19 protein-coding genes are annotated in these 25716 nt (G+C 41.8%); 7 read left to right on the top strand and 12 right to left on the bottom strand.

Going from position 1 to position 25716, the window contains the following annotated elements; all coding sequences use genetic code 11:
• The first annotated feature begins 84 nt into the window (after positions 1–84).
• From ilvD to B3S92_RS12005, 3 genes are all read left to right on the top strand, one after another.
• A complete protein-coding gene (gene ilvD / locus B3S92_RS12015; protein WP_296206502.1) occupies positions 85–1989 on the top strand; it encodes a dihydroxy-acid dehydratase in 1905 nt (634 codons plus the stop codon).
• A 196-nt stretch (positions 1990–2185) separates the two neighbouring features.
• Complete coding sequence (locus B3S92_RS12010) at positions 2186–2644, top strand: DIP1984 family protein (protein ID WP_296206499.1); 459 nt, start codon at positions 2186–2188, stop codon at positions 2642–2644.
• Between the two features lie 510 nt (positions 2645–3154).
• Positions 3155–4399: a cation:proton antiporter gene (locus tag B3S92_RS12005; protein WP_296206497.1), complete on the top strand. Its 1245-nt coding sequence runs from the start codon at positions 3155–3157 to the stop codon at positions 4397–4399.
• Between the two features lie 30 nt (positions 4400–4429).
• Here the strand turns inward: B3S92_RS12005 and B3S92_RS12000 are convergent, their stop codons facing one another.
• The 4 genes from B3S92_RS12000 to B3S92_RS11985 all read right to left on the bottom strand — a co-directional run bounded on the left by B3S92_RS12000 (position 4430) and on the right by B3S92_RS11985 (position 8968).
• On the bottom strand, positions 4430–5803 hold the full coding sequence (locus tag B3S92_RS12000; protein ID WP_296206494.1) for a serine hydrolase domain-containing protein: 1374 nt from the start codon (positions 5801–5803) through the stop codon (positions 4430–4432).
• Positions 5804–5903: 100 nt separating this feature from the next.
• The gene (locus tag B3S92_RS11995) at positions 5904–6416 is read right to left on the bottom strand and encodes a beta-lactamase hydrolase domain-containing protein (protein WP_296206492.1); all 513 of its coding nucleotides are present in this window, start codon (positions 6414–6416) and stop codon (positions 5904–5906) included.
• 103 nt (positions 6417–6519) lie between these two features.
• Positions 6520–7419: a MaoC family dehydratase gene (locus tag B3S92_RS11990; protein ID WP_296206489.1), complete on the bottom strand. Its 900-nt coding sequence runs from the start codon at positions 7417–7419 to the stop codon at positions 6520–6522.
• Positions 7420–7567: 148 nt separating this feature from the next.
• Positions 7568–8968, bottom strand: a complete 1401-nt coding sequence (locus B3S92_RS11985) for a 3-oxoacyl-ACP reductase (protein WP_296206485.1) — start codon at positions 8966–8968, stop codon at positions 7568–7570.
• A gap of 623 nt (positions 8969–9591) precedes the next feature.
• Here B3S92_RS11985 and B3S92_RS11980 point away from each other — a divergent pair.
• Positions 9592–11436 (top strand): acetyl-CoA C-acetyltransferase, encoded by a 1845-nt coding sequence (locus tag B3S92_RS11980; RefSeq protein WP_296206483.1) that lies wholly within the window; start codon positions 9592–9594, stop codon positions 11434–11436.
• A 145-nt stretch (positions 11437–11581) separates the two neighbouring features.
• On the opposite strand, the gene B3S92_RS11975 is transcribed toward B3S92_RS11980, so the two are convergent.
• From B3S92_RS11975 to rsmG, 7 genes are all read right to left on the bottom strand, one after another.
• Positions 11582–12730 (bottom strand): DNA polymerase III subunit delta', encoded by a 1149-nt coding sequence (locus B3S92_RS11975; protein ID WP_296206481.1) that lies wholly within the window; start codon positions 12728–12730, stop codon positions 11582–11584.
• A 67-nt stretch (positions 12731–12797) separates the two neighbouring features.
• Complete coding sequence (gene kdsB, locus B3S92_RS11970; RefSeq protein ID WP_296206479.1) at positions 12798–13640, bottom strand: 3-deoxy-manno-octulosonate cytidylyltransferase; 843 nt, start codon at positions 13638–13640, stop codon at positions 12798–12800.
• 130 nt (positions 13641–13770) lie between these two features.
• Complete coding sequence (lpxK, locus tag B3S92_RS11965; RefSeq protein ID WP_296206477.1) at positions 13771–14853, bottom strand: tetraacyldisaccharide 4'-kinase; 1083 nt, start codon at positions 14851–14853, stop codon at positions 13771–13773.
• Positions 14854–14894: 41 nt separating this feature from the next.
• Positions 14895–16739 (bottom strand): lipid A export permease/ATP-binding protein MsbA, encoded by a 1845-nt coding sequence (gene msbA, locus B3S92_RS11960; protein WP_414707033.1) that lies wholly within the window; start codon positions 16737–16739, stop codon positions 14895–14897.
• A 226-nt stretch (positions 16740–16965) separates the two neighbouring features.
• Entirely contained in the window at positions 16966–18027 is a 1062-nt protein-coding gene (locus tag B3S92_RS11955; protein ID WP_296206473.1) for a ParB/RepB/Spo0J family partition protein, read from the bottom strand.
• Between the two features lie 278 nt (positions 18028–18305).
• Positions 18306–19070 carry a ParA family protein gene (locus B3S92_RS11950; protein ID WP_077451282.1) on the bottom strand — a complete coding sequence of 255 codons (765 nt, stop codon included), beginning with the start codon at positions 19068–19070 and terminating at the stop codon, positions 18306–18308.
• 119 nt (positions 19071–19189) lie between these two features.
• Complete coding sequence (gene rsmG, locus B3S92_RS11945; protein WP_296206468.1) at positions 19190–19867, bottom strand: 16S rRNA (guanine(527)-N(7))-methyltransferase RsmG; 678 nt, start codon at positions 19865–19867, stop codon at positions 19190–19192.
• 176 nt (positions 19868–20043) lie between these two features.
• On the opposite strand from rsmG, the gene B3S92_RS11940 reads away from it, so the two are divergent.
• The 3 genes from B3S92_RS11940 to B3S92_RS11930 all read left to right on the top strand — a co-directional run bounded on the left by B3S92_RS11940 (position 20044) and on the right by B3S92_RS11930 (position 24498).
• The gene (locus tag B3S92_RS11940; RefSeq protein ID WP_296206465.1) at positions 20044–22494 is read left to right on the top strand and encodes a Lon protease family protein; all 2451 of its coding nucleotides are present in this window, start codon (positions 20044–20046) and stop codon (positions 22492–22494) included.
• A gap of 150 nt (positions 22495–22644) precedes the next feature.
• On the top strand, positions 22645–23697 hold the full coding sequence (locus tag B3S92_RS11935) for a helix-turn-helix transcriptional regulator (RefSeq protein ID WP_296206462.1): 1053 nt from the start codon (positions 22645–22647) through the stop codon (positions 23695–23697).
• 120 nt (positions 23698–23817) lie between these two features.
• A complete protein-coding gene (locus B3S92_RS11930) occupies positions 23818–24498 on the top strand; it encodes a TerD family protein (RefSeq protein ID WP_296206459.1) in 681 nt (226 codons plus the stop codon).
• 115 nt (positions 24499–24613) lie between these two features.
• On the opposite strand, the gene B3S92_RS11925 is transcribed toward B3S92_RS11930, so the two are convergent.
• Positions 24614–25609 (bottom strand): ion transporter, encoded by a 996-nt coding sequence (locus B3S92_RS11925; protein ID WP_296206456.1) that lies wholly within the window; start codon positions 25607–25609, stop codon positions 24614–24616.
• Between the last annotated feature and the right edge of the window lie 107 nt (positions 25610–25716).

Here is a 25716-nt window from a genome sequence, read left to right as displayed (position 1 = left end):
ATCTTATTTGCTTTAACCAAAATCGGATTAATAGGTTACAATAGCCGATAGTAAATGAACCTCTAAAGATAAAAAGGATGTTGTATGCAATACCGCTCTAAGACCTCAACTTCAGGCCGTAATATGGCAGGTGCTCGTGCTTTATGGCGCGCCACAGGTATGACAGATGGTGATTTTGACAAACCCATTATTGCCATTGCCAACTCATTTACTCAGTTCGTTCCAGGTCATGTCCACCTAAAAGACATGGGACAATTGGTAGCAAGAGAGATTGAAAGAGTCGGCGGTGTTGCCAAAGAATTCAATACCATTGCTGTTGATGACGGTATTGCCATGGGTCACAGTGGTATGCTTTATTCGCTACCAAGTCGTGACTTAATTGCTGACTCTGTTGAATATATGGTCAATGCGCATTGTGCTGATGCCTTAGTTTGTATCTCAAACTGTGACAAAATTACCCCAGGTATGTTGATGGCCGCTATGCGCCTTAATATTCCTGTGATTTTCGTTTCAGGGGGCCCTATGGAAGCCGGTAAGGTATTGGCATCCGATCTTGCTCCTAGCCACAATTTAGATGCGCCTGTTAATGAAGATGGTAAAGCGATTCGTAAACTAGACTTAGTTGATGCGATGATTGATGCCGCTGATGACAATGTTAGCGATGCTGATGTATTAGAAATTGAACGCTCAGCCTGTCCTACTTGCGGCTCATGCTCCGGTATGTTTACCGCCAACTCGATGAACTGCTTGACTGAAGCTTTAGGTTTATCGCTTCCTGGTAATGGCTCATTGCTTGCCACTCATGCCAAGCGTGAAGCGCTATTCTTAGAAGCAGGACGCCGCATTGTAGATCTAGCCAAGCGTCGCTACGAGCAAGATGATGACTCAGTATTACCACGCTCTATCGCTACTAAGGCCGCTTTTGAAAACGCCATGAGCTTAGATATTGCCATGGGCGGTTCGACCAATACCATTCTGCATTTATTGGCTGCGGCTCATGAAGCTGAAGTAGATTTCAAAATGGCAGACATCGATCAATTAAGCCGCCGCGTACCTTGCTTATCTAAAGTTGCGCCAGCGACTCAGAAATACCATATGGAAGACGTACACCGTGCAGGGGGTGTTTTCGGTATTTTAGCAGAGCTAAATCGTGCAGGTTTATTGACTACGGATATTCCTACTGTTCATAGTAGCTCGCTACAAGAAGCTTTAGAGATGTGGGATGTGATGAATACTGACCATCCAAACCATCAAACTGCTCGTGATTTATACATCGCAGCACCAGGTGGGGTACGTACCACGCAAGCATTCTCTCAAAACAAAGCATGGTCTAACCTTGACCTAAACCGTGAGTCTGGCTGTATCCGCTCTGTCGATAATGCTTACTCTACTGACGGCGGTCTAGCAGTATTATTTGGTAATATTGCTGAACGTGGCTGTGTGGTAAAAACTGCCGGTGTTGATGACAGCATCTTAACGTTTACCGGTCGTGCTCGTGTGTTTGAATCACAAGATGATGCCGTCGAGGCGATTTTGGCCGATAAGGTTGTAGCTGGGGATATCGTCATTATCCGCTACGAAGGACCTAAAGGGGGTCCAGGCATGCAGGAGATGCTCTACCCCACTTCATACCTAAAATCAAAAGGTTTGGGTAAAGAGTGTGCCTTATTAACCGATGGTCGTTTCTCTGGGGGTACCTCGGGTCTATCAATCGGTCATGCCAGCCCAGAAGCCGCTGAAGGCGGTGCTATTGGATTGGTTGAAGAAGGTGATACTATCCATATTGATATCCCTAACCGTAGTATCAATCTTGAAATCTCTGAAAATGAATTGGCAAAACGTAGAGAGGAAATGGAAGCCCGTGGTAGCCAAGCGTGGAAGCCGGTTAGCCGCGAACGTCATGTGAGCCAAGCTTTACGTGCTTATGCTGCTATGACTACCAGTGCCGATACCGGTGCTGTACGTGATGTTAGTCAAGTTGAGCGTTAAACTGTAAATCATTGTTATTATAAAAAAGTCAGCTTCGGCTGGCTTTTTTGATGCTTAAAACATATTATTTTTATGACCTATAAAAAACGCTTAATTTATAGAGTCAGTGTCCTGTAAAGTCATCCTCTTGTAGAGTGAGCATTTTGCTCTTTATACAGAATATAGAACCTCTATCACCTATTAAACAGGAAATGCCATGAAGCTCGCAGAAGCATTATTGATCCGAAGTGATTTACAAAAAAAGCTATTTCAATTAAAAGCACGCATTGCCAATAATGTAAAAGTGCAAGACGGTGATACCCCAAACGAAGATCCCAGTGCGCTCATCATTGAAGCCAATCAAGTCATCACCGAGCTTGCCTTACTAATAGAGAAAATTCACCGCACCAATGCTTTGAGTCAAACCAGCGAAGGTGAATCGCTATTGAGCCTATTAAATAAAAGAGATGAATTAGAGATGCGTCATAAACTTTTAATCGACGCCATTGATATGGCCAGTAACGAAGCTGCCCGTTATAGCCCCCGCGAAATAAAATGGAAGGTAATGGTCTCTGTGTCAGCCCTACAGAAGCAAGCCGATGATTTGTCCATGAAGTTACGCAAATTAAATCTTGTTATTCAAGCCAATAATTGGCAAATAGATTTGGTGCAATAGGCCCTATTACACGCCTCTAACCTTCCCTTATTTGCTACAATAACAATTGGAACTGACTGGGCGAGTGTCAGACCCCTTACCGCCACAACAGGGGGTTGAAAACATTCTGTAGTGGTTGCTAAGCGTTGTGGGCAGGCGTGCTTTTTTTACTACTCATGCCCAGTACCCCTCACTTTTCATACGTTACCTGTTATAGCTTACTACCAGACACTGACAGTCAGTTTCTCCCTTTCAAGATTGTGAATTTACCAAATCACAAAACTTATTTGTTTTTCATTAACTAAAAAATAACGGTTTTTATTGGTTATTCCTTCATCATAGCTTTCCTTGATACTTTATAATTTATTGTATCCGCCCTTAAAATAACTGTGTCTTCCCTTAAAATAATCGTATCTCCCCCTAAAATAGCTGTTCTACTCTAGCCCAACCTACCTGTAGATATAGGGTGCAACTTGCCTTTTTAGGAAGATAAAAAATTATTAACCCTCCTCCTAAAGCAATCGGATCAATATGATAGAAAACTATAACCATTTCTTATTAGTTTGCGGCTTTGCCTTTTTATTAGGAGGATTCGCCCCTTATTTTTTAAAGCGACTGCCACTCTCCTTACCTATGTTGCAGGTTATATTAGGCCTGACTATAGGCTACTTATGGACCAGCTTTCCTTTTTTAAGTCCTATTGATAATGGCACGTTTGTTGAAAAACTTTGTGAATTGGTTGTCTTAGTATCATTGGTTGGCGCAGGTATTAAGCTTGATACCCCTTTAAAATATCAAAGATGGCGACCCACCATACGTTTGTTGCTGATAACCATGCCGTTATGTATCGTGGCTATGGCCGCATTGGGTCATTATATATTTAGTTTGAGCCTAGGCGCAGCCCTACTACTTGGCGCAGTACTGGCACCGACCGACCCTGTACTGGCTTCAAGCGTTCAAGTGGGACCGCCTAATGGTGATGGAGAAGACTTACCTCGATTTGCATTGACCTCAGAGGCGGGGCTTAATGACGGTCTTGCCTTCCCTTTTGTTTACCTTGCTATCAAGATTGCAGAACAATTTACTAGCACCGATAAGATAACCTCAAGCTTACTACTTGATTGGTTTACCATGGATGTGATTTGGCGGATTGCAGCAGGTTTAGTTATTGGCGTAGCTGTTGGAAAAACAATTGGACGTATTGTCTTTTCTAACAGAACCAAAGAGACAGCCCTGTCACAAGGCTATGTGATCATTGCCATTACCCTTTTGGCTTATGGGCTGGCTGAATTTATCCATGGCTATGGCTTCATTGCAGTCTTTGTGGCGGCATTTACTTTTAGACGCACCCAACATGGGCACGACTATCATGAAGAGTTACATGACTTTGCCGAGCAATCTGAAGGTTTATTGATGTCATTGGTGTTGGTTATCTTTGGGATGGCACTGGGTCAAGGACTCAGCTCTGGCGTAGAGCTGACTTGGCAGGTTTATGCTGTGAGTCTGCTTATCCTGCTATTGGTACGTCCCCTCGCAGGCTGGATTGGATTAGCAGGATTGAATTTACCTCATAAAGAACGCTTTGCCATTGCAAGCTTAGGCATACGAGGTATTGGTACTTTTTACTATTTGGCTTACGCGCTAAATAAGGGCGTTTTTGACCCCTCTGAGGCCAGCGACTTATGGATTATTTGTTCCATTGTAGTGATTGGCTCAATCTTCATCCATGGAGTCACCGCGCCGCTATTGATGAAGCTGTCTACTGGAACAAAGTAACTTAAACTTGTGAGTGAATAAAACCACCAACTATTGTTGTTGATCAAGCCATTGCAAAATGGTCTCGGTAATCGCAAACTGGCGAATATCGGTACTCATAACCACATCGTAGTTATGCACAAATGCCACAGCAAGCTCTCGTTCAAAATCACACCAAGCCACTGAACCATTATAGCCCATATGGCCAAAGGCAGAGCTAAGCTCCTCACTGCTATAACAACGACTAAAAACTCTATGATAACCCAGACGCCACTGCATGCTGTGCGGATCAGCTGCGGGCATAATGGCATCTGGACCTTTGACATTAATTTGCGATAGTTGCTGAAATACTTGCTCAGAGATGAGCTGTTTGCCTTGCCAGCGCCCTTTATTGGCAAGCATGGCATACATCTTAGCCAATGCATCAGCTGAAGCCACATTGTTTGCTGCAGGTATTTTTGCCATCAATGCGTCGGCAGTATAGTAATTAAAGCCTGAGCGGCCAGCAGGAACTAAAGCATACTTGAAGTCCTGCATTTGGATACTACTCATATCAAAATATAAATTGGCAATATCCAAGGTATTTAAAATCGCTTTATTACTAGCTTGGTCTTGTTGCTCAGAGCCTGCTTGTTGTTTCATAGCGGCCTGCCAGCACGGATAAGCCATCAAATTTTGATAGATTTGCAAAGTTTGTTCATTATCAGAGCGTAGCTTTGGCTTAGCACTTCTTTTTTTAGGGGCAGAGAGATCAGACTGTGAGTCCTCTTTTACCCCAATGAAAGTTTCGAAGTGTTCAAAGTTCTTAGTGAGCGTGGCCACATCCGTCAGCTTTTGTTGAGGAACCCCAAAATAAAGACTGCCTTCAATACCCAGTGGTTTTGCCAAATATTCATCGATAACTTCATTTAATGTCTGATTGGTTACCTTCTCTATCAAACCTCCCAATACCCAGCCGGAGACCAAGGCACTATAAGCACTTGTCGCCTGCTGATTGGCTGGGACTCTAGGGCTCATGGCTTCAACTCTACTCAACATCTGGTGCCAATGAACCATATCTTCTGCGGTATCGGTAACGGATTGAATATTGAATAGCCCTGCTTGATGGGTTAGCACTTGGCGTAAAGTAATGTCCTGCTTACCATTTGCTGCAAATTCTGGCCAATAGTGTGCCAATGGTTGATCATAGTCCAATAAGCCATTACACACTAGGATATGAATCAGCGTTACCAACACCCCTTTTCCAGTAGAAAAGTTCAGCGACAAAGTATCTTTATCCCATGGGGTGTCAGGTACGGCGTAGCCAGCATTGGCTTGTGCAATCAATTCTCCCTTATGATAAACCACCACAGAGCCGCCTGCTGGTGCGTCCTCTAATTGTAAATCTCTCATAAGCTGGGTTAATTGTGCTTGCAGATTATCCATATGCTAACTCTAAAAATTAAATATTAAAAACAAAAATGTGCAGGCGATAAAGTGTTCATTTGGCAAATGATAGCCAGCCCACTATTAATAAGACCCGTTATTAGCGAGGCACCAATAAACGCATGCGAACCTCTTCTTCCAGACTCTCTAAGCCATGCTCCTTACCACGCTCCAAGGCAGTATCCATCTTACGACCTCGTAGCCACCCAGCACGTAAGGCGATACAAGCCCCTACACGGTTCCCTGAGCCACAATGAAGTAACGTTTTTTTGCCATGATGGGTACGTAACGCTTTATCAAACTCCAACAGATTGATTTGCTTTAGATCATTAGCCCCTGAAATAGGCAAATGGGTATAATGAATGCCAGCTGCTTCTACCGCTGATTTTTCATCAAAGGTCAGCTCAGAGTCAGGCTGTAGATTGATGATGTGCTCTATACCTGCTTCCGCAATTTTAGTAATTTTTTCTGGAGACAATTTGCCCGTTACTACCGTATTGGCATCTGGAAACTTAGCATTATCTAACACTTGCTCTAACGAAGCTTGTAGCGATGTTGCTTGTTGTTGCTGAGTTTCGGTACGCTCTGCTGTTGTTTCAACCTCATTGGCCATATTCTTTCCCTTAAAAACGTAATAAATTCAGCCAAAGCAATAAGCCTTAGCTGAATTCTAATAAATATCACAATGATAGTTTATCTTGCTATCGTTTTAAAGCTTACAGTTTTTTGATAGTACCTGCCAGATGTGGCTTATCATTTTTGGCACTATACAAGTCAAATTCAACAGTGCCAGACTGCTGCAGCTTCTTCAAATTATCCCCAATTAACTCAACTTCTGATGGCAGAAGAATCGGTAATTTGAAAGCCACGTCCACAGTGTATGCTTCTGGCAAATCCATTAAGCTTAAACACTTGGCTTTTGACCACATACCATGAGCAATGGCTTTTGGGAAACCAAAGGCTTTAGCAGTTACTGCATGAATATGAATTAAGTTGAAGTCACCTGAGATTTTGGCATAACGGCGCCCAATATCTTCTGGTACTGCAAAGATACTATGTAAGTCATCTTTAGCAGCGGTAGGCTTTTGGTTAACTGTTTTTGGCTTACTGTCCTTACCATCTGAGTTCTCAGTTTTTTGACGAGATAAATAAGTCGATGTGCCTTCCCAAACCAATTCTTCTTCACTATAAACTTCAGTCACAAAGTCAAACTGCTTGCCTTTGTCATGATCACGTAGGTTGGCAAAACTGACTCGCATAGACACTACTTCTGAATCAGCGATACGACGATGCTGGGTGACTGAGTTGGCCACGTGTACCAAGCCCAACATAGCAAATGGGAAAGCCTCATCTACCATCATATTCATCTGTAAAGACTGGGACAACACTGCAAAGTAAGTAGGAGGAATTTGACCGTTGTCAGCAAAACCACAAATACGGCGATAATTTTGTAAGTTAGTCTTATTAACTTTTAGCTCATTTACTGTATAAGTGGCTTCAGGTAATACGTTTTTCTTAGCTTTTTTATTACCACCAACGACAGGTAGCAATGACCTAATGACTTTAGGGTAAGTTTGACTGGCTTCAGGTAAGCTTTTAAATTCACGAATGGTCATAATTAATCCTTATTATTAATGTATAGGTAATAGCAAATTGTTATAAAAAGAGCCATCGTAATGATGGCCCTTTTCGCGCAAATATCAAAGACAGCTATGATTTACCTACAGCTAGCCGTTGATATCCTATATAGCTTAATAAAGCGGATTAAGCGCCTAATAAGCTTTGACCACAAACTCGAACGATATTACCGTTAACGCCACCTGAAGCTGGTGTTGCTAACCAAGCAGTTGCTTCAGCAACGTCAATTGGTAAACCGCCTTGGCTCATAGAGTTCATACGACGACCGGCTTCACGGATGGTTAATGGAATAGCCGCAGTCATTTGCGTCTCAATAAAGCCTGGAGCAACGGCGTTAATGGTTATGCCTTTGCCTTCTTCTTTTAGCTTCTTAGCGGTGGCCTGAACCAGACCAATAACCCCTGCTTTAGAAGTTGCATAGTTGGTTTGACCTAGGTTACCAGCGATACCTGAGATTGAAGATACGCAAACAATGCGGGCATCTTCATTCAACACATCATTTTCAAATAGGTAGTCGTTGATGGCTGCGATACTTTGTAAGTTAATATCGATAACCATATTCCACTGGTTTTCGTCCATCTTAGCTAGGGTCTTATCACGAGTTACCCCTGCATTATGTACGATACCATCTAAGCCATTGCGTTTGGCAGCGGCTTCAGCAATTTTCTTACCTGCATCTTCAGCTGTGATATCTAGAGCCAACGTAGAGCCCCCGATTTCACCTGCTACTTTTTGTAGGTCTGCTTGCTGCTGTGGAATATCTAAGCAAATCACATGAGCGCCGTCACGAGCCAATACTCGTGCCATAGACTCACCAATACCGCGGCTAGCACCAGTTACCAAAATTGTTTTACCAGCAAATGGCTTCGACCAATCAAGCTCTTGCACTTTGCCTTCACCAATACGCACTACTTGACCTGAAACGTAAGCAGAACGAGCAGAGATGAAGAAACGTAAGGTAGAATCGATGTTCGTTTCAGCCCCTTTGCTCACATATAGCAACTGTGAAGTAATACCATTTTTAAATTCTTTACCCACAGACTTAACAAAACCTTCAAGAGATCTTTGCGCCAAAGCTTCGCCGATAGTCTCACACTCTTCTGGCGGACGACCAATAATGATTACTCGGCCAGACTTCTCAACTTGACGAGCTACTGGGTGGAAGAAGTCATACATTTGCTTTAGATCTGGGGCATAAGCGATATTACTGGCATCAAAGATAAGGACTTTATACTTATCACTATTATTTTCACTGTCTTTGGCTTCTACACCAGCACCTGTTAAAGCGCCTTTATTAGCATCATCACCAGCCACATACACTTCGGCATGAAGCTTATTTAATACGGTAGCAACAGCGTCACTTACGCTACTGTCTTCACCGGCAGCAGAACCAAATAGTACGCTGCCACGAACGACTTTTTCGCCCGCTTCAAAACGATCTAACTTAGTGGGTAGAGGTAAACCTAAGTTTTTAGCAACTTTCTTACCTAGTGGCGACTGAACAAACTCTCCATAGCGATCTGACATGAAATCTCCTAGTTATATTAATGATTGGTTATTAGTTATAAAAAACCACGCGAAAATAACTCCGTAGTTTTACGTAGCCAATTCACTTGGCCAATTTTATAAACATGAAAAAACAATAAACATGAAAACACAAGTTTAAGGTCTTAATTCAATAAAAATATTTTGGGCATGCTTTAAATTACCCTATATTTTCAATCTTAATGAGACTTATTACATAAAAAACTACGACTACCCAGTTCATGCTAAAGCTTAAAGCCACTTACCTCAAACCCCCCTAAACACTCACCTGTACGCAATTTTTTTGTTAAAAAACCTCACTTTAAGGCTCTTTCAGCAACACTTGCTTCACACTGTTAACTACTTAGTATCATTATTCAACGATATAAGATTGCCAATTATTGACTATGTGATAAAATTAAACCTAATGTTATGAGTAGCCCTTGCAATCATAACATTATATTATTATAGAATAACATTCGCCACAATGCTTTAGTAACAATGTTAAAATTGTCTCTATTGACTCAGTTAATGTTTTCTTATGGTCTAAGTACTAATTTTGGCATAACTGAATAATTAATCATACCTAAGCGGCTTTTTTAAGTCATAAGATATAAGGATATTAAATGAGCAAATCAAATTCTAACAATAAGAAGCCTGATGCAAATTCAGCAGTAACCTCAACTGTGGTAAGCAAAGCAGGTCAATCTTTATTAGATGAAAACGCTGCAGGCACCGACAATACGCAGCAATCAAAATCGTCCGTTGACTTCTCTGATCTTCAAAATGAAGTGAACTCCTCTAAAAAATCAGAAGAGGATGCTGTAATCAGTAAAGACAGAGCTGCCAAACAAAGAATTGTAGAAGAAGCTAAAGCTCAAGCTGCAGAAGAAAAAGAAAGGGAAGAACAAGAAGCCGCTGATTCGCAAACTGAGCCGTCTGAAGAGGTCGCTACAGACTCTAAACAACAAAAATCGCAAGAAAGCGAAAGCAGCGAAGAACAAACTAAAGAAAAATCTGCTACCAAACAAAAAACCGACAAGAAAGAAGATAAGTCAGCCAAAAAAGACGATAAAGAACCGTCTAAAACTGATGAAACTAAGAAAACAGATGAGTCAAAAAAAGATTCTACTGACAAACCCACTACCAATAAGGAAAAATCAATGTCTGATGCTTCAAAAACCTCAGCCCTTCCCCGCCGTGTCGCCATTTTAGGTGGTAACCGTATTCCATTTGCTCGCTCAAACGGCGCTTACTCTGATGCCAGCAACATTGATATGTTAAGTGCTGCTCTTAACGGTCTGGTTGAGCGCTATGAACTGCAAGGCGAGCGTGTTGGTGAAGTTGTTGCAGGTGCTGTACTAAAGTTAAGCCGTGACTTAAACCTAACGCGTGAGTCTGCATTAAATACAGCTCTTGATCCACAAACCCCTGCTTATGACATTTCTCAAGCTTGTGGTACTGGGCTTCAAGCAACTTTCGCAGCCAGTAACAAGATTGCTTTAGGTATTATCGACTCTGCCATTACCGGTGGTGTAGATACCACTTCTGATGCCCCTATCGCTGTGGGTGATGGGCTACGTAAAGCTCTAATCAAATTGGGTGCCGCGAAGACTAATAAACAGCGTTTAGCTGCGTTAACCAGCATCAATCCTAAAGAGCTTATCGATGCGCCACAAAATGGTGAGCCTCGCACTGGTTTATCCATGGGTGATCACCAAGCCATTACTGCTTTAGAGTGGAACATCTCTCGTGAAGACCAAGATGAGTTGGCGGTTAACAGTCATCACAATCTAGCCCGTGCTTATGATGAAGGTTTCTTTGACGACCTAATCACTCCTTATAAAGGTCTGACTCGTGATAACAACTTACGTCCAGACTCTTCATTAGAAAAACTAGCTACTTTGAAGCCTGTGTTCGGTAAGCGTAACGCTAACCCAACTATGACGGCAGCTAACTCTACCCCTCTAACCGATGGTGCTTCTTGTGTACTATTAGGTACTGATGAGTGGGCTGAAGCTCATGGTCTAAAACCATTGGCTTACATTGCACATCAAGAAACTGCTGCGGTTGACTTCGTAGGTAAGAGTGGTCCTAAAGAAGGTCTACTAATGGCACCTGCGTATGCGGTACCTCGTATGCTTGAGCGTGCTGGTCTAACCCTTCAAGATTTCGACTTCTACGAAATCCATGAGGCTTTTGCTTCACAAGTGCTATCAACGCTAGCCGCTTGGGAAGATGAAACTTTCTGTAAAGAGCGTTTAGGTCTAGATAAAGCCCTAGGCTCAATTGATCGTAGCAAGCTAAACGTTAATGGCTCATCACTAGCTGCAGGTCACCCATTTGCGGCGACTGGTGGTCGTATCTTAGCCACTGCTGCTAAACTATTGGATCAAAAGGGCTCAGGCCGTGCTCTAATTTCTATCTGTGCTGCAGGTGGTCAGGGCGTAACTTGTATCCTAGAAAAATAAGATTTTTTTAGTAACTTAATCATAAGCAGCTAAACAAATAGCTTAGATAAAAAAAGAGTCCAAATTATTTTGGACTCTTTTTTTATATTTATCGTTTGAATTAAGACTGATAAAGTTTAGTTCGGCTCTTAGTGTTAATTAAGTTTTAAAGCGCAGCTGTACCTGATAACAATCTATCATAAGCCATCTTTTCTTGGACATTTTGATAGCTGGATAATTTAATATCTTCAATCAGACTCATTACTTGTTGAATACTGTCCAAACTAAGGCTATTAATAGAAGTGTATCCTGACAACTCTAAATCAGCTTGCAGTGGCTTTAGCCCCAAGCTTTGACGACTAAAATCCATCAGCATAAATTCAGACAATTTTATGAAATCATCAATCGATAAGTTTTTTTGCCAATAATCGCTCGCAGCTATGCTACTGCGTTTGCCTGCCCTTAAAGCCAACCAAACCTTAATCCATGTATCTCTAAACTTATACCACTCACTACTCAGCATATCTAAGGCTGCTAATGGTGCTCCATTGGCCAGCTTTAATGCCTGCTCAACTTGAATAGCTAATTGGCTTTCGGATTCATAGTCGATCACTTTATTGCTAGCTATATAATTGCTTATATAGGCCGTCACTTTGTCCAACTGAATATGATCTATCGCTACTTGTTGCACCCGACTTTTGATTGTCGGTAATAGCTTCGTTGGCCAATCAGTAACCAATAGCAAATGGATCCCTTCACGTGGCTCCTCTAGAGTTTTTAATAAAGCGTTTGCTGCAGCCACGGTCATCATATCAGCATTGTCGATAACACAAACTCTACGACCACTACTTCCTTGACTGATAAAAGGCTGCAGTTCGCGAATATCATCTACTTTAATTGAAGTTTTAGCGGGCTCTGAGGCGACTGAAGTGTTTTTTTTCTGTGAGCTTTTAGAGCTGCCCTTTGATTTTTTTGTCGACTCTTTGCTCTCATCGTCCTGAGTTACCGGTAGACTTGATAAGGGCAATACTTGTAAATCAGGATGGGTTCCTGACTGTAGCCATTGACAGCTCTGACAATGACCACAAGCACCTTGCTGATTAGGATTGCCTACAGTTTGTAATCTATTATCACATAACAGCCAAGCCACGAAGCGCCAGACAAAGGCCCGTTTGCCTATGCCCTGCATACCTGCAAACAGCAGTCCATGAGGCAGACGATCATAACGCGCTATCAGATTGTCCCAAGCAGTTTGTTGCCAAGGCAATATAGGGGCGAAATAAATACTTTCGTCGGAGTTGGGTTGCTGTTTCATAAGTCACTCTTTTGCCCTATAGGTGCCCTTGGTTTTAATCAGTATAGCCAATAAACAATAAAGCTGATTACTGTAATTCACTGATAGGCATTGCATTTAATCGATCTAAATCTTGCTGCATGTCCACCCCAGGTGGCAGCTGCACACTGGCTTCAGCAATGGCAATTTTCTCACCATTTTCTAACACTCGTAACTGCTCAAGACTTTCCAAGTTTTCTAAAACACCTGGTTCCCATTGCACAAAGTTTTGTAATAATTTTACTTTATAAGCATAGATACCTAAGTGTCTATAAGCATTCTTAGGCACCTCAAGCTGAGGCGTTACCGTGTTTGTGTTTGCTTGTTGTTGATCATTATTTTGAGCCATCGCTAAGGCATGATTTCTATCACAAGGTATGGGAGCACGGCTAAAATACAAAGCGTTTTGCAAATTATCGGTCACCACTTTGACCACTGAAGGGCGCATAAACTCTTGATAATCTAAAATAGGCTCGTATAACGTAGCCATCACACATTCTGGTTTGTGCAGTAATAAATCCTTGACCTGTTGCAATAATACCGGTGGCACTAAAGGCTCATCGCCCTGCATATTCACCACGATATCCTCAGCATCCCAACCTTTAATTTTAGCAACTTCACTTAATCGGTCGGTACCTGAGGCATGGCTGGCATCGGTCATGACCACATCATAGCCTGCTTCACGGCAGACTTCAGCAATCCTATCATCATCTGTGGCAATACATAAGTCATCTGCAAACGTTGCTTGACTTGCCTTTTGTGCCACCCACAAAATCATTGGTTTGCCATGTATATGCAGTAGAGGCTTACCTGGTAAACGTGTACTCTTGAATCGTGCCGGGATAACAATATGAACCTTTGGCTCTGATGCTTTGATATCAGTTGAATTCATCTGGCTTCTCTCTACTTATGTTTTATGATTTTGACGTTTGGTTGGGCAGATATAGCTTCATCATCCATCATAGATAATGGTTTATTTAATTTATTGATTAATAATTATTTGCTAATAAAGTATTTTTATTTTAGCTATGAATACCCAGTGCCTTTAGTTGCTTACTCAAAGTTAGATAACTGTTTGGACTAAGCACTGCATTGACTGGTAACACCCATATAGATAAGCTTTGTAGCTGTGGATTGGCTTTGACTAGAGGGGCTATTTTTACCGCATCTTTTGAAGTGATAATAATGGGCTTATCGGCTAACGGCAGTAAATCCTCCACCTCAAAGCTATGATGATCAGGCTTGGGTCTTGGGTCTACTTGGTACCCAAAATCAGTTAAGGTATTAAAAAAACGCTGTGGATACCCTATGCCACTCACTGCATAAACACTGTTTATCTTACTCAGACTTGGCTGGCCCTCAACAAGTGGCTGCAAAGAAGCCGGCTTCAAATGCATGCTCAGTCTATCTTTACTCTTCTCATGTTGAGCTTGAGAGGACTCAGTACGCTCGTGATAAATAACTGTGGTTCCTTGTAAGCGGCTTATCGGCTCTCTTAAAAAGCCTGTGGGCAATAGCTGCTTATTACCGAAACCTCTAGCGCTGTCCACCACGACCCACTCAATATCTCGCTGCATCTTGTAATGTTGCAGACCATCATCGGCTATGATCAATTGAGTCTCTGGTTGCTGCTTTAATAAGACCTCTATCGCTTGCTGACGATTAGGGCATACTGCGACTGCTGCCCCAGTTTCGCGCACAATCAAACAGGGCTCATCACCCACTTCTTCAGGCTTGCTCTGTAAGGTAACAATCTGTGGCATCAAGGACTCATCACCACCATAGCCTCTACTGATGACCCCTACTTTAATCCCTTGATGTTGTAAGTAAGTCACCAACTCTATAATCAGCGGAGTCTTGCCACTGCCTCCGACTGTGATGTTACCCACCACCATAACGGGGACGGGAGCTTGGTAGCTAGACAAAATACCTTTTAGATATAGCTTACGCCTAATACCAGTAATGGCTCCGTATAAGCCACTCACCGGCAATAATAGCCATAGCCACCACGCTTCTTTTTGCCAAGCATCAACAATAGCAAGCTCTAAGTTAAAAGGCTTACTATCATCGTTATCGCTATTGTTTATTTTGTGGTGGCTTCCCATAGTCAATCATAAACCGTCAGTTGCTAAAAGTTATTAATGTTCTATCGATTATTTTCTAGCTGATCTTCCGAAAAGTCTCTGTCATACATATGAGCATAACGACCTGAAAGTGACATCAGCTCTTCATGAGTGCCCGCTTCAACGACCCTACCTTTATCCATAACCACAATTTTATCAGCGGATTCAATGGTAGTAAGGCGGTGAGCAATCACCAAAGTAGTGCGATCTTTCATCACGTTTTCTAACGCTTGTTGGATGTAGTACTCAGACTCATTATCCAGTGCACTGGTCGCCTCATCCAATATCAATATCGGAGCATCTTTTAATAACGCACGAGCGATAGACAATCTTTGGCGCTGTCCCCCAGATAACTGAAGTCCTTCTGAGCCAATTTCACTATCATAACCTTTAGGCAGCTGCATAATAAAGTCATGGGCATAGGCAGCTTTAGCCGCTGTAATCAGTTGCTCCTCACTCTTCACTGCTAAGTCGCCATAGGCAATGTTATGACGGACACTGTCATTAAATAGCACCACTTGCTGATTAACCATACCTATCTGAGAGCGCAGTGAGCTTAAAGCAATCTTTTCGATGGGCATACCGTCGATATATATGTTGCCACTACTTGGATCCAAGGTACGGGTTAATAAATTAACCAAAGTGGTTTTACCAGCCCCACTTTTACCCACAAAAGCTACGGTCTGACCCGATTCAATAGTTAGACTAAAATCTTCTAAGGCTTTGGTACCATCTGGGTAAGACATAGACACGTTATCAAAGACGATCTCGCCTTTAACGCGCTCAATATGAGTCCCTAGATCTTCCTCTTCTACCTCATCCAGTAACGCAAAAATTGAGGCGCCAGCAGCAATCCCTCTTTGTAGCTTCTCATTGATATCGGTCAAGGTTCTTACTGGCTTACTTAATAAGCCTGCAGCAGTTAGATAAGCAATAAACTCCCCTGCTGTGGTATTGGCTATTACCTCTGGTCTTAGTGCCAACCAAATCACCACCGAAAAAGCCAGCGCCATTAGCAGCTGTACTGCTGGTGTATTAATGCTATTGGTGACAACAATCTTCATACCTTGTTTCAGATTATCAACCGAAGCTTTTTCAAAACGGGCCTGCTCATAGGGTTGTCCCCCATAGTTTTTGACGACCTGATAACCACCGATTACCTCATTAGTAATGTGGCTCACATCGCCCATCGACTTCTGAATGCCTTTTGAGAGTTTTAAATAGCGTTTTGAAGCCTTTTGAATCAACCATAAAATAGGCGGTAACACTAAGAATAAAATCAAGGTCAAACGCCAGTTGGTATACAGTAGATACCCCATCAAGGCGATGACTGTCATACCATCACGTATTAAAGTTTTTAGTGAATCGGTACTAGCGGCTGTGACTTGTTCTACATCAAAAATAAGCTTTGAGGATATGGTTCCCGCAGGATTGGCTAAGAAAAAAGAGTTGGGCAAGCGCAGTAGCTTGTCGAATACTTCAACTCGTAGCTTATAGACCAGGTTTCTAGAGATTAACGCTGAGAAATAGTTCCCTAAAAAGGAGCCTATGCCACGGATAAAAAATAATAGGATAATCAAAAAAGGAAAAAGATTCAGATCAGATTGAGTGCCATCATTAATCGCATCAGTTATGAATTGAATCAGTTTAGCAATACCAATCTCTGTTGCTGAATTTATACCGAAGCCAATAATAGTAAGGGCAATAGCCCACCAGTACGGCTTGATATATTGCATCAACCTTAGGTAGGTCTGGGTTCCCGAAGGACTTTGTGGCTTAAGGTTAGATTGTAATAAGTTTGATTCCTGGCCATTGCGACCTAGGGAAGTAGTTGACGATGCATCTTTAGGTGATGGTTTAGTCATCATATGCCTTTTTTATAAAATTCATTTTAAGCTAACTTTAGGGCAATCTGTGGCTGGTAACATCGTCTGTGGTTTACACCATTAAGATATCAATACTCTATCAAGTATCAATACCATAATTCGATGGATTACAATTTTATCTTAATACCACAAAGCCTCTTAATGGACCCCACACTACTCCCAATATATTAATTCCGAGAAGTGTAAAGAATATGTCCAATGCGTTAGATTATGATTTAAAGTGCTTTAATAAAGCCTCTAGCTCTTCGTGACTATGAAAGAAAATCTCCATACTACCTTTACCACCTTTCTTCTGCTTCAGCTTCACAGTAGCGCCTAAATAGTCAGATAACTGTTGATTCAGCTTCTCAATTTCTGCCTCTGAATTTTGTGAGGCAGGCTTACTAGGCTTTTCTGGATTAAGAATAGACTTAACCAATTTCTCTGCATCACGCACAGTCATGGAAGCTTCAATGATCTTTTCAGCAATAATAGGCTGCTGCTCAGAGGATAATGATAACAAGGCACGAGCATGGCCCATATCAAGATGACCTTCACTCAAATGAGTTTTGACATCCTCATGCAAATGATTAAGGCGCAACAAGTTTGAGACAGTAGTTCTTGCTTTACCAACCACCTCAGCAATCATGGCGTGACTCATACCAAATTCAGTATGAAAGCGCTGTAATGCTGCGGCCTGCTCAATCACCGATAAGTCTTCGCGCTGAATATTCTCAATTAATGCCAGAGCAATAGCCAGTTCATCAGACAAAGCACGTTCAATAGCAGGAATGGTATTTTGTCCCGCCATCTTAGCTGCACGCCAGCGACGTTCACCAGCGATGATTTCGTGAGTAATAGTATCGGATAGTTTTTCTTCGTTGGCCAATAAAGGACGAATTACGATGGGCTGCATTACCCCATGTTGTCTGATTGAAGACGCCAATTCAGCCAACGCCGTCTCACTCATATCACGTCTTGGCTGATATTTACCGGCCTGCAGACGCTCAACATCCATTTGCACTAAGGTCATCTCTTCATCAGAAGCCTCATTGACAGGCTTAACTGAAGCCGTTTCTACCTTATTGATGGCTGTCTTTTTTCTGCCCGCTGTTTTTTTAGCTGCAGTCTGTTTTAGTATCGGTTCATTTTTCGCAGGCGACTCTTTGGCCTCGCGATCAACTTGTAAGTCGTCACGTAAAGCGGCAGCTGTGATTGCTTTTTCTTTTTTGATAGATCCGAGTAGAGCATCTAACCCTCGGTTTGCAGCTAATCCACGCTTTTTTGCCATGTTGGTTATCCTCTACACCCTGCTTGCCTAAACTATTAAGTGGTATTTATTATAGTTGCTGTATTAAGCCCCTACTTTAACCCCTTAACTTTTAAAAGCTATAAAAACTAAGAAATATGATTACGCCCCTAGGGGAGCTTCATTTTAATGAATTGTGTGTCGCTTGCAAGCGCAAACGCCATTTATAGTAACTAATGGCTAGTTTATAGGTTGGGTTTACGCTGCTTGCTCATCATTCACCGCTTATTTAGCGAAGTCACAAAGCCGAACGGATCTGTTTATTGAGACAGCTGACGGCTTTGTTTAATAATTTCTGTGGCCAATTTACGATAGGCTTGAGCCCCTTTAGAGCTTTTCTCGTAATCCAGCACAGGCATCCCATGCGCAGGCGCTTCGGCCAAACGCACGTTTCTTGGGATAATAGTCTTGAACATCAAGTCGCCAAAGTGGGACTCAAGCTCTGCTGAGACATCATTGGCTAAAGTATTACGAGAATCAAATAAAGTTCGTAACACACCGCGTATATGCAGCTCAGGGTTAAGCTCTTTTAACCTGTCAATAGTTTGGGATAAATCCGCCAACCCTTCTAGAGCATAATACTCACACTGCATAGGAATGATAACGCCTTGCGTCGCTACCATGGCATTAATGGTCAGCAAGTTAAGACTTGGGGCGCAGTCAATAATCACATAGTCATAATCGCCAATATTTTGCATGGCATTACTTAATAACAGATGACTGTCACTTTTGCCCATCAAAGTAATATCGATACCAGATAAGTCGCGATTGGCACCTACCACATCAAATCCTGCAGGACTAGGATAGATAGCATCTTTTAAGTCAATACCATCTAACAAAACATCAGCTATGGTCAACTCTAATGCCCGCTTCTCAAGCCCTGTGCCTGATGTGGCGTTACCTTGTGGATCTAAGTCAATAAGCAATACTTTTTTGCGTCGACCTGCCAAGCTTGCGGCCAAGTTCACTGCTGTTGTGGTCTTACCCACGCCGCCTTTTTGATTTGCTATTGCCAGAATTTCCATAGGGTTACTCTTCTACCTCAGTAAAGCAGGTTGATTTAAATAGTTATTATAATATCAATTAGATAATTGGCTAACTTAGACTCTCATGGTGTGTATTGTAAAACCAGAGTATCAGTTTTCTAGATGCTTTTTTTAACCAATTCAGTTAAGTGCCGAGTTTCATGTAAATGAGGCACATCCAAAGCAATATGCTCTATCTGCCACTCATCAACCAAAGCATTCATGTCTTCTGGCTCAGGAATTAATCCCTTCATGGCTTGCAGCCAACCTTCTTGTGCCAATCTTGGCTCGGCAGCTTCCACGAAGTCAGTTAAACTGGCGAAGGCTCTAGAGGTGATAACAGCAAATTTCTCATGCTCCTGGGGCACAAAGTTTTCAATTCGGCTGGCCACAGGCGTAACATTGGTTAATTTAAGCTCAGATACCGATTGACGAATGAAACGAATCTTTTTTTGATTGCTATCAAGCACTGTCACTTCACGTTCCGGCTGACAAATAGCGATAACCACTCCAGGCAAGCCTGCCCCAGTTCCAATATCTAAAAGCTTACCAGATTTTAGGTGCGGTAATATGGCTAAGCAGTCAATAATATGTTTAATCAAAGCTTCTTTGGGTTGTTTGATTGCGGTTAGATTATAAGCCTTGTTCCAAAACAAAAGCTTGTCTAAATACAACATCAACTTACCGCGCTGTTCAGCACTAATTTCTAGCTTTAACTGTTCAATTGAATCAAGTAAAAGTTTATCAAGCTCTTGATATTGATTAGATATCACTTGAAACTCATTGGTGTTCATCATTTTATCGCTACCATACTGTACTATAATACAGCCAAATTATGGGTTTATCTCAAGCCAAAAGGTTTAGCGTGGCATTATAACACGTTCGTAATTTTTTTAGATGTTATCCCCTGCCTATCATGCGATATACTCAATATTATTTTTCATCCTAATCTTCTATTTGATCTGAGCCAACTATGTCATCTTCTAGCAATGCTATGAATCCTAAAAACAAAGCTCCTAAAAGCCCTAATAAGACTCAAAATGGCTCACATTTAACCAGTGCTGACTCAAATTCTAATTTTGAGGAGCCGTATGGTAATGCAAATACAAAAAAACTCAACATCTCGAACCAGACAATGACTCAATTATCTAAACAACAGCGAATTGCTTTAGCTACTAAAACAGTAACCCAAATAAAAGACAACTGCAAAGTAGACTCGTCCAAGTTAAAAAAACACAGTGATCCTAGTGCCCTGCCTGCCTCTACTGAATTGGCCGCGCGTCTAAACTGTGGCTTCGGTCAACAGCGTTCTGTCTCCGCCTTAAACACTGCCTTTGATATCACTGCTGGCGGCTATAACGTCTTTGCAGTAGGTGCCAGTGGCCTCGGTAAAAGAACCTTTATTACCCAGTATTTGGCAAACAGTGGCCATAAGCAAACGTTATTGAAAGATTGGATTTACTGCTTTAACTTTAATAGCCCCAATTCTCCGTTAGCTATTGCCTTAGAACCTAGTACAGCCCCTAAGCTATCTGCTGAGCTGGCCGAGATTTGGCACCATTTAACCGCAGCCTTGATGTTTTTAGATGATAGAAACTCTGATCAAAACTCTAAAGATAAGGGAACAAATGACTTAGCTCAAAAGGCTAAAGACACTGCTAAGCAAGCTCTTGCTCCTTATTTTTCGAACTTATTACATACTTATAGTAGCAACAGCAAGCTGTGTGCCTATTTACAGCTGCTACAACAGGATTTGATTGTTAACGCTCCGCTTACTTTACAAGCCAAAGACTTTCGCTTTATCCCTGCACACAATCAGCAAATACCAGATAGATATAATATTAATATCATCAGCTCATTAGGGCCTAATCGAGACTATGAGTATGCTATAAAACCAAATCAGACCCAAACACCTGACGGCGCTCCTATTGTCTTTGAGCCCAATCCTTCGCATAGCAACTTGTTAGGTAAAATCAATCAAACCTTGCAGGCAGGCTGTACCCTTAGTAATCATATGATGATTCAGCCCGGAGCATTACACAGATCCAATGGGGGCTTTTTAATCATAGAAGCCTCACACATCAGTGAGTATCCCGAAGCTTGGCATGGCTTAAAACTGGCTCTGAGAACCGGCAAGCTAAGCCCTATTGAGGTTAATCACAACAGTGCCCTGGGTGATAATTTACTTACCCCAGAGCCCATCCCTTTAGAGAACAAAGTTATTTTGCTTGGCGAGTCTGATTTATATGATCAGTATGCTGAGCAAGATGGAGAATTTTTATCCTTATTTAAAATACGAGCTGATTTTCATGAAGAAGTGGTTCGCTCAATTGATAATGAAGTTGAAATGGTTGGCAAAATGGCTGATATCATTGCCAAATACAAGCTTAAACATTTCGACAGCTCGGCCCAAGCGACAGTTTTAGAGTTTTTAAGCTTATTGTCTGAAGATCAGAACAAGCTCAGTTTACATAGCGATAGCCTGATACAAGTCATGCTAGAAGCAGACCGTTTGGCCAAAAAGGAGCAAGCTGATCTGGTCACCTACCTTCATGTTAAACAAGCCATCAAGGACATAAGCTTTCGCTCAAGCTATCTAAAAGAGCTTTATCTACAAGAGATCACCGATGGCCAACAGCTGATTAGTACCACAGGCAGTGCCGTCGGTCAAATTAATGCGTTAACCATCATTGATTATGCAGACAGTGAATTTGGCATGCCCGCTTTATTAACCGCTGTGGTTCAGCATAGTGTGGGCTCAGGCGATATCTTAGATATTGAAAGAGACGTCGAGCTTGGGGGGAGTCTACACGCCAAAGGCATGCTAATTATGAACAGCTATTTACGTGCTTTATTTAGCCCCTACCATCCTTTGAACTTCACAGCTTCTTTGGCCTTTGAGCAAAGTTACGCTCACATTGATGGAGACAGTGCCACTCTAGCAGAAGCCTGTGCTCTATTATCTGCATTAGCAGAGGTTCCTATCTCTCAAGCGCTAGGCATTACCGGCTCCATGAACCAATTGGGTCGAGTCCAAGCCGTGGGTGGAATTAATGCCAAAGTAGCTGGTTTTTTTGATGCTTGCTCGCACCAAGGGCTAACTGGGGATCAAGGGGTCATCCTGCCTTATGCCAATATCTCTCAACTGATGCTTCGTGATGATATTATAGAAGCGGTTAAAGCACAGCAATTTCATATCTATGGAGTGAAAAGCTTAAGCGAGGCCCTCACCATTTTGGCGGACATGCCCGTTGATACTACCAATAAAAAAGGTCGCTATCGCAAAGAAAGTTTATTTGGCAAAATCATCAAGAATCTTAAGAAATGGGAAGAACAATTAAATCCCCCAGAAGAGACAGACGAGCCGCAACATGCTGAAGACTCTGCCTTAAAAGAGACTAAAAACAGCCGACGCAATGAATAATTGAGTTAAAACTTACAACGCTATCGTATCCCTACTGAAATTATGCTATTTTTTAGCTTTGCTATATTCATAATTATTTAATAATCAAAAAACAGTTATTTAATAATCATAAGCTAGTTACTTAATAATCAAAACAATATGATGACTGATATGACCAAAAGTAAGGACACCCCTCAAAGCCAGCGTACTGCCAATAACAGTACGGCAACCACAGCCCGTCAGTGGGAGCTGCTTAATTTGTTGGAGCGTGGCAGCTGGCGCGGCACCCATCATTTGCATGAGCAGTTAAGTTTGGCTAATTTTGATGTGAGCCTGCGTACGGTACAGCGCGACTTAAATGCCTTATCAAAGCGCTTTCCTATCGAGAAGAACAATGCCAACCCCCAAGGGTGGCGCTGGAAAGAAGATGCCCCTGTTCAAAGCTTACCGCACATGAACTTGTCACAGGCTGTGGCATTCAATATGGTCGAAGCCAATTTGGCTCAGCTGCTGCCTCCTGCCATATTAGACGAACTATTCCCTTGGTTTGATTTGGCAAGACGACAATTAAAAGACAGTAAAATCACTCACAATTGGTTAGACCGGGTCCGTATTGAGCCGGCAACACAGCCTTTGATAGCTCCTGAGATTTGCCGAGAATGTAAAGACTCTATTTATCAAGCCATATTTTATGAGCGCCAGATTACTGCCTGCTATACCCGCCGCAATAAGGACAACCCTGGCGAATATGTTCTTAACCCTATAGCGATTGTACAGCGCGGTGTGGTCATCTACTTACTGGCAACTAAGGTTGATGATGAGCAGCAAATCATTCGCACTTTTGCCTTACATCGCTTTACAGAAGTGACTGTTGATGAAGACTCCAAGGCTGTCATCCCTGACAACTTTGATTTAACCTCTTATTTGGATTCAGGGGGTATGGGGTTTGCCCATTATCTATTCAAAGATTTGCCCAATCACGGTAAGAACACAAAGATAACCTTAGTATTTAATGGTAAAGCGGGTACCAGTTTGACAGAAAGTCGCCTCAGTGAAGATCAAATTGTCACTGACGATGAAGAGCACAATACTCAAACCATTACTGCCACGGTGAATTTAACTTCACAATTGGTATGGTGGTTACGTGGTTTTGGCAAAAAGCTAATCTCTATTGAGCCTGAAATATTAGAAAGAGCGGTTAAGCAAGATGAGGCGGGGATGTAATCCATTACCGTAGCCAGTTATTTTCAACCAAGGTAAAGTGCTATAATTGCTTTTATTGAATGACTTGATTGATTAGGCATATTTCTTATTTATACGATTATTCTCACTTAGGAGTTTCTTTTGGCCTCTACAACTCAAAGCCCGACTCAAACTGTAGACTCAGGCTCAACCCCCCAAGCCTCTACTACTCTACCGATTACCCATCTGTTGAGCGAGCTGCCTATCCAAGGAAGCACCCTATTATATGGCCTAAACTTTAAATACACTGAAGTGATAAAAAAGGGGCTTATTAACCGTTTAAAAAAGAATAAAACCACCCTAGATATTGATTTATCTTGTGTATTACTTGATCAGAAGTTACAGGTTATCGATAAGGTATGGTTCAAACAACTGCGCGACAGCTCTGAAGCCATTCGCCATCAAGGCGATAGTTTAGATGGTAAAGACAGAGGCTCTGCTGCTGAAATCGATAGAAATGTAGATGTTGAAACCATTGAGCTAAGACTGGCGCGCTTACCTGAAACAGTGTGCCATATCGCCTTAGTTATATCCTCTTATAATGGCTACCCTATTCGTCAAGTTGAACGAGGCAATCTATACCTAAGTGACGATGAAGGTAATGAGATTTACTCCTCCGACTTAACTTTGATAACCCATGACAGTGCGGCTATCTGTGTTGCCATTTTAAGCCGTGAATTAGGAGAGTGGCGCTACACCCAAAAAGATTTGGCTTTATCCAGTCATAAAATGAGCAAAGTGATAGAACAAATCCAACGTGATTTAAGCCGAATCTATGGTTAGTTTGCTATGTTAAAATAAATCTTTGTTAAAACTGAAATTCGTTAAAACAAAGGTTTTAACCAAAAAAAGAGCTGAATAATTCAGCTCTTTTTTATGAGTGATACTATGACATAGGCTATAGATGCTCACCACAATGCGGGCAATAGTTTTTCTTATCGATTTCAGCCAGCTTTTGTTGATACTCTTTTTCGCGTAATAACTGCACGATAACCTCTTCAGCTTGCTCTTTATTAAGCCCTAGCTCCCGTCTAATCTTATCAATCTTATATCTATCCCTTATTAAGTTCATATCATCATCGTCAAGCAACAACTCGCGGAATCTTTGTTCTAATATTTCACGTCGCTGCTCAAGCTCTGAAGCCAGACCTGAGGCCAAAATACCCGCGGGTAAGGCTGCTAAACCCACCCCTAATATGGTGATGACTGCGCCTAAAAACTTACCAATATTGGTTACCGGAATAACGTCTCCATAACCCACTGTGGTTAAAGTCACTACCGCCCACCACATAGACTTAGGGATTGACTCGAAGACTTCGGGCTGGGCTTGGTTCTCTACCACATAAATACCACTAGAGGCAGTCACAATCATAATAATCAAGATAAAGACAACCGCTTTAAACGACTCCTTCTCTTTACTCAGTACCACCAATAAAATGCGCATCGCAGCAAAATAACGGGTTAGCTTTAACAGTCTAAATAGTCTTAAAACGCGTAGGAAACGTAAATCTACTGTGACAAAATAATTCAAAAAAGCCGGGGCAATAGAAATCAAATCAATAATAGCCCCTGGGCTTTTTATCCACATCAACCGTCTTTTCCAATGAGGAATTTCTGGGTGATTCTCTTTGTCCTTTTCGACAATTACCCACACCCTAAGCAGATACTCAATACTAAAAACAACTATAGAGAAGTATTCAAAAGCATTGAAAAGCTGTTGATTCGGAAAATACCACGCATCTACTGATTCAGCAATAACGGCTGACACGTTTAATAAAATCAATATTATCAAAAACTTGTCAAACATTTTGCTAAAGCGAGTTTGATAAGATTCGTTTTCAATGATGTCGTAAACTCGATTGCGGAGTTGCTGATATAATTGATTGTTTATCATATGCGGCTTAGGTAGGTTGTTTTAAGAAAGTTTAAAACAGGTGTTTTCACTGGATTAAGTTACTGTAGCTTAAAGAATCAGCTATCCTGCTGGTTGCGAATATTATA

This window comes from Psychrobacter sp. UBA3962, assembly GCF_002385225.1.
Classification (GTDB): Bacteria; Pseudomonadota; Gammaproteobacteria; order Pseudomonadales; family Moraxellaceae; genus Psychrobacter.
The sequence above is the reverse complement of the archived record's forward strand: the minus strand, read 5'-3'. Positions and strand labels throughout refer to the sequence as shown.

Excerpts from the sequence above, each read along its gene's own strand:
- ilvD (WP_296206502.1), top strand. The coding sequence starts at position 85 with ATGCAATACCGCTCTAAGACCTCAACTTCAGGCCGTAATATGGCAGGT.
- B3S92_RS12010 (WP_296206499.1), top strand. The coding sequence starts at position 2,186 with ATGAAGCTCGCAGAAGCATTATTGATCCGAAGTGATTTACAAAAAAAG.
- B3S92_RS12005 (WP_296206497.1), top strand. The coding sequence starts at position 3,155 with ATGATAGAAAACTATAACCATTTCTTATTAGTTTGCGGCTTTGCCTTT.
- B3S92_RS12000 (WP_296206494.1), bottom strand. The coding sequence starts at position 5,803 with ATGGATAATCTGCAAGCACAATTAACCCAGCTTATGAGAGATTTACAA.
- B3S92_RS11995 (WP_296206492.1), bottom strand. The coding sequence starts at position 6,416 with ATGGCCAATGAGGTTGAAACAACAGCAGAGCGTACCGAAACTCAGCAA.
- B3S92_RS11990 (WP_296206489.1), bottom strand. The coding sequence starts at position 7,419 with ATGACCATTCGTGAATTTAAAAGCTTACCTGAAGCCAGTCAAACTTAC.
- B3S92_RS11985 (WP_296206485.1), bottom strand. The coding sequence starts at position 8,968 with ATGTCAGATCGCTATGGAGAGTTTGTTCAGTCGCCACTAGGTAAGAAA.
- B3S92_RS11980 (WP_296206483.1), top strand. The coding sequence starts at position 9,592 with ATGAGCAAATCAAATTCTAACAATAAGAAGCCTGATGCAAATTCAGCA.
- B3S92_RS11975 (WP_296206481.1), bottom strand. The coding sequence starts at position 12,730 with ATGAAACAGCAACCCAACTCCGACGAAAGTATTTATTTCGCCCCTATA.
- kdsB (WP_296206479.1), bottom strand. The coding sequence starts at position 13,640 with ATGAATTCAACTGATATCAAAGCATCAGAGCCAAAGGTTCATATTGTT.
- lpxK (WP_296206477.1), bottom strand. The coding sequence starts at position 14,853 with ATGGGAAGCCACCACAAAATAAACAATAGCGATAACGATGATAGTAAG.
- msbA (WP_414707033.1), bottom strand. The coding sequence starts at position 16,739 with ATGATGACTAAACCATCACCTAAAGATGCATCGTCAACTACTTCCCTA.
- B3S92_RS11955 (WP_296206473.1), bottom strand. The coding sequence starts at position 18,027 with ATGGCAAAAAAGCGTGGATTAGCTGCAAACCGAGGGTTAGATGCTCTA.
- B3S92_RS11950 (WP_077451282.1), bottom strand. The coding sequence starts at position 19,070 with ATGGAAATTCTGGCAATAGCAAATCAAAAAGGCGGCGTGGGTAAGACC.
- rsmG (WP_296206468.1), bottom strand. The coding sequence starts at position 19,867 with ATGATGAACACCAATGAGTTTCAAGTGATATCTAATCAATATCAAGAG.
- B3S92_RS11940 (WP_296206465.1), top strand. The coding sequence starts at position 20,044 with ATGTCATCTTCTAGCAATGCTATGAATCCTAAAAACAAAGCTCCTAAA.
- B3S92_RS11935 (WP_296206462.1), top strand. The coding sequence starts at position 22,645 with ATGACCAAAAGTAAGGACACCCCTCAAAGCCAGCGTACTGCCAATAAC.
- B3S92_RS11925 (WP_296206456.1), bottom strand. The coding sequence starts at position 25,609 with ATGATAAACAATCAATTATATCAGCAACTCCGCAATCGAGTTTACGAC.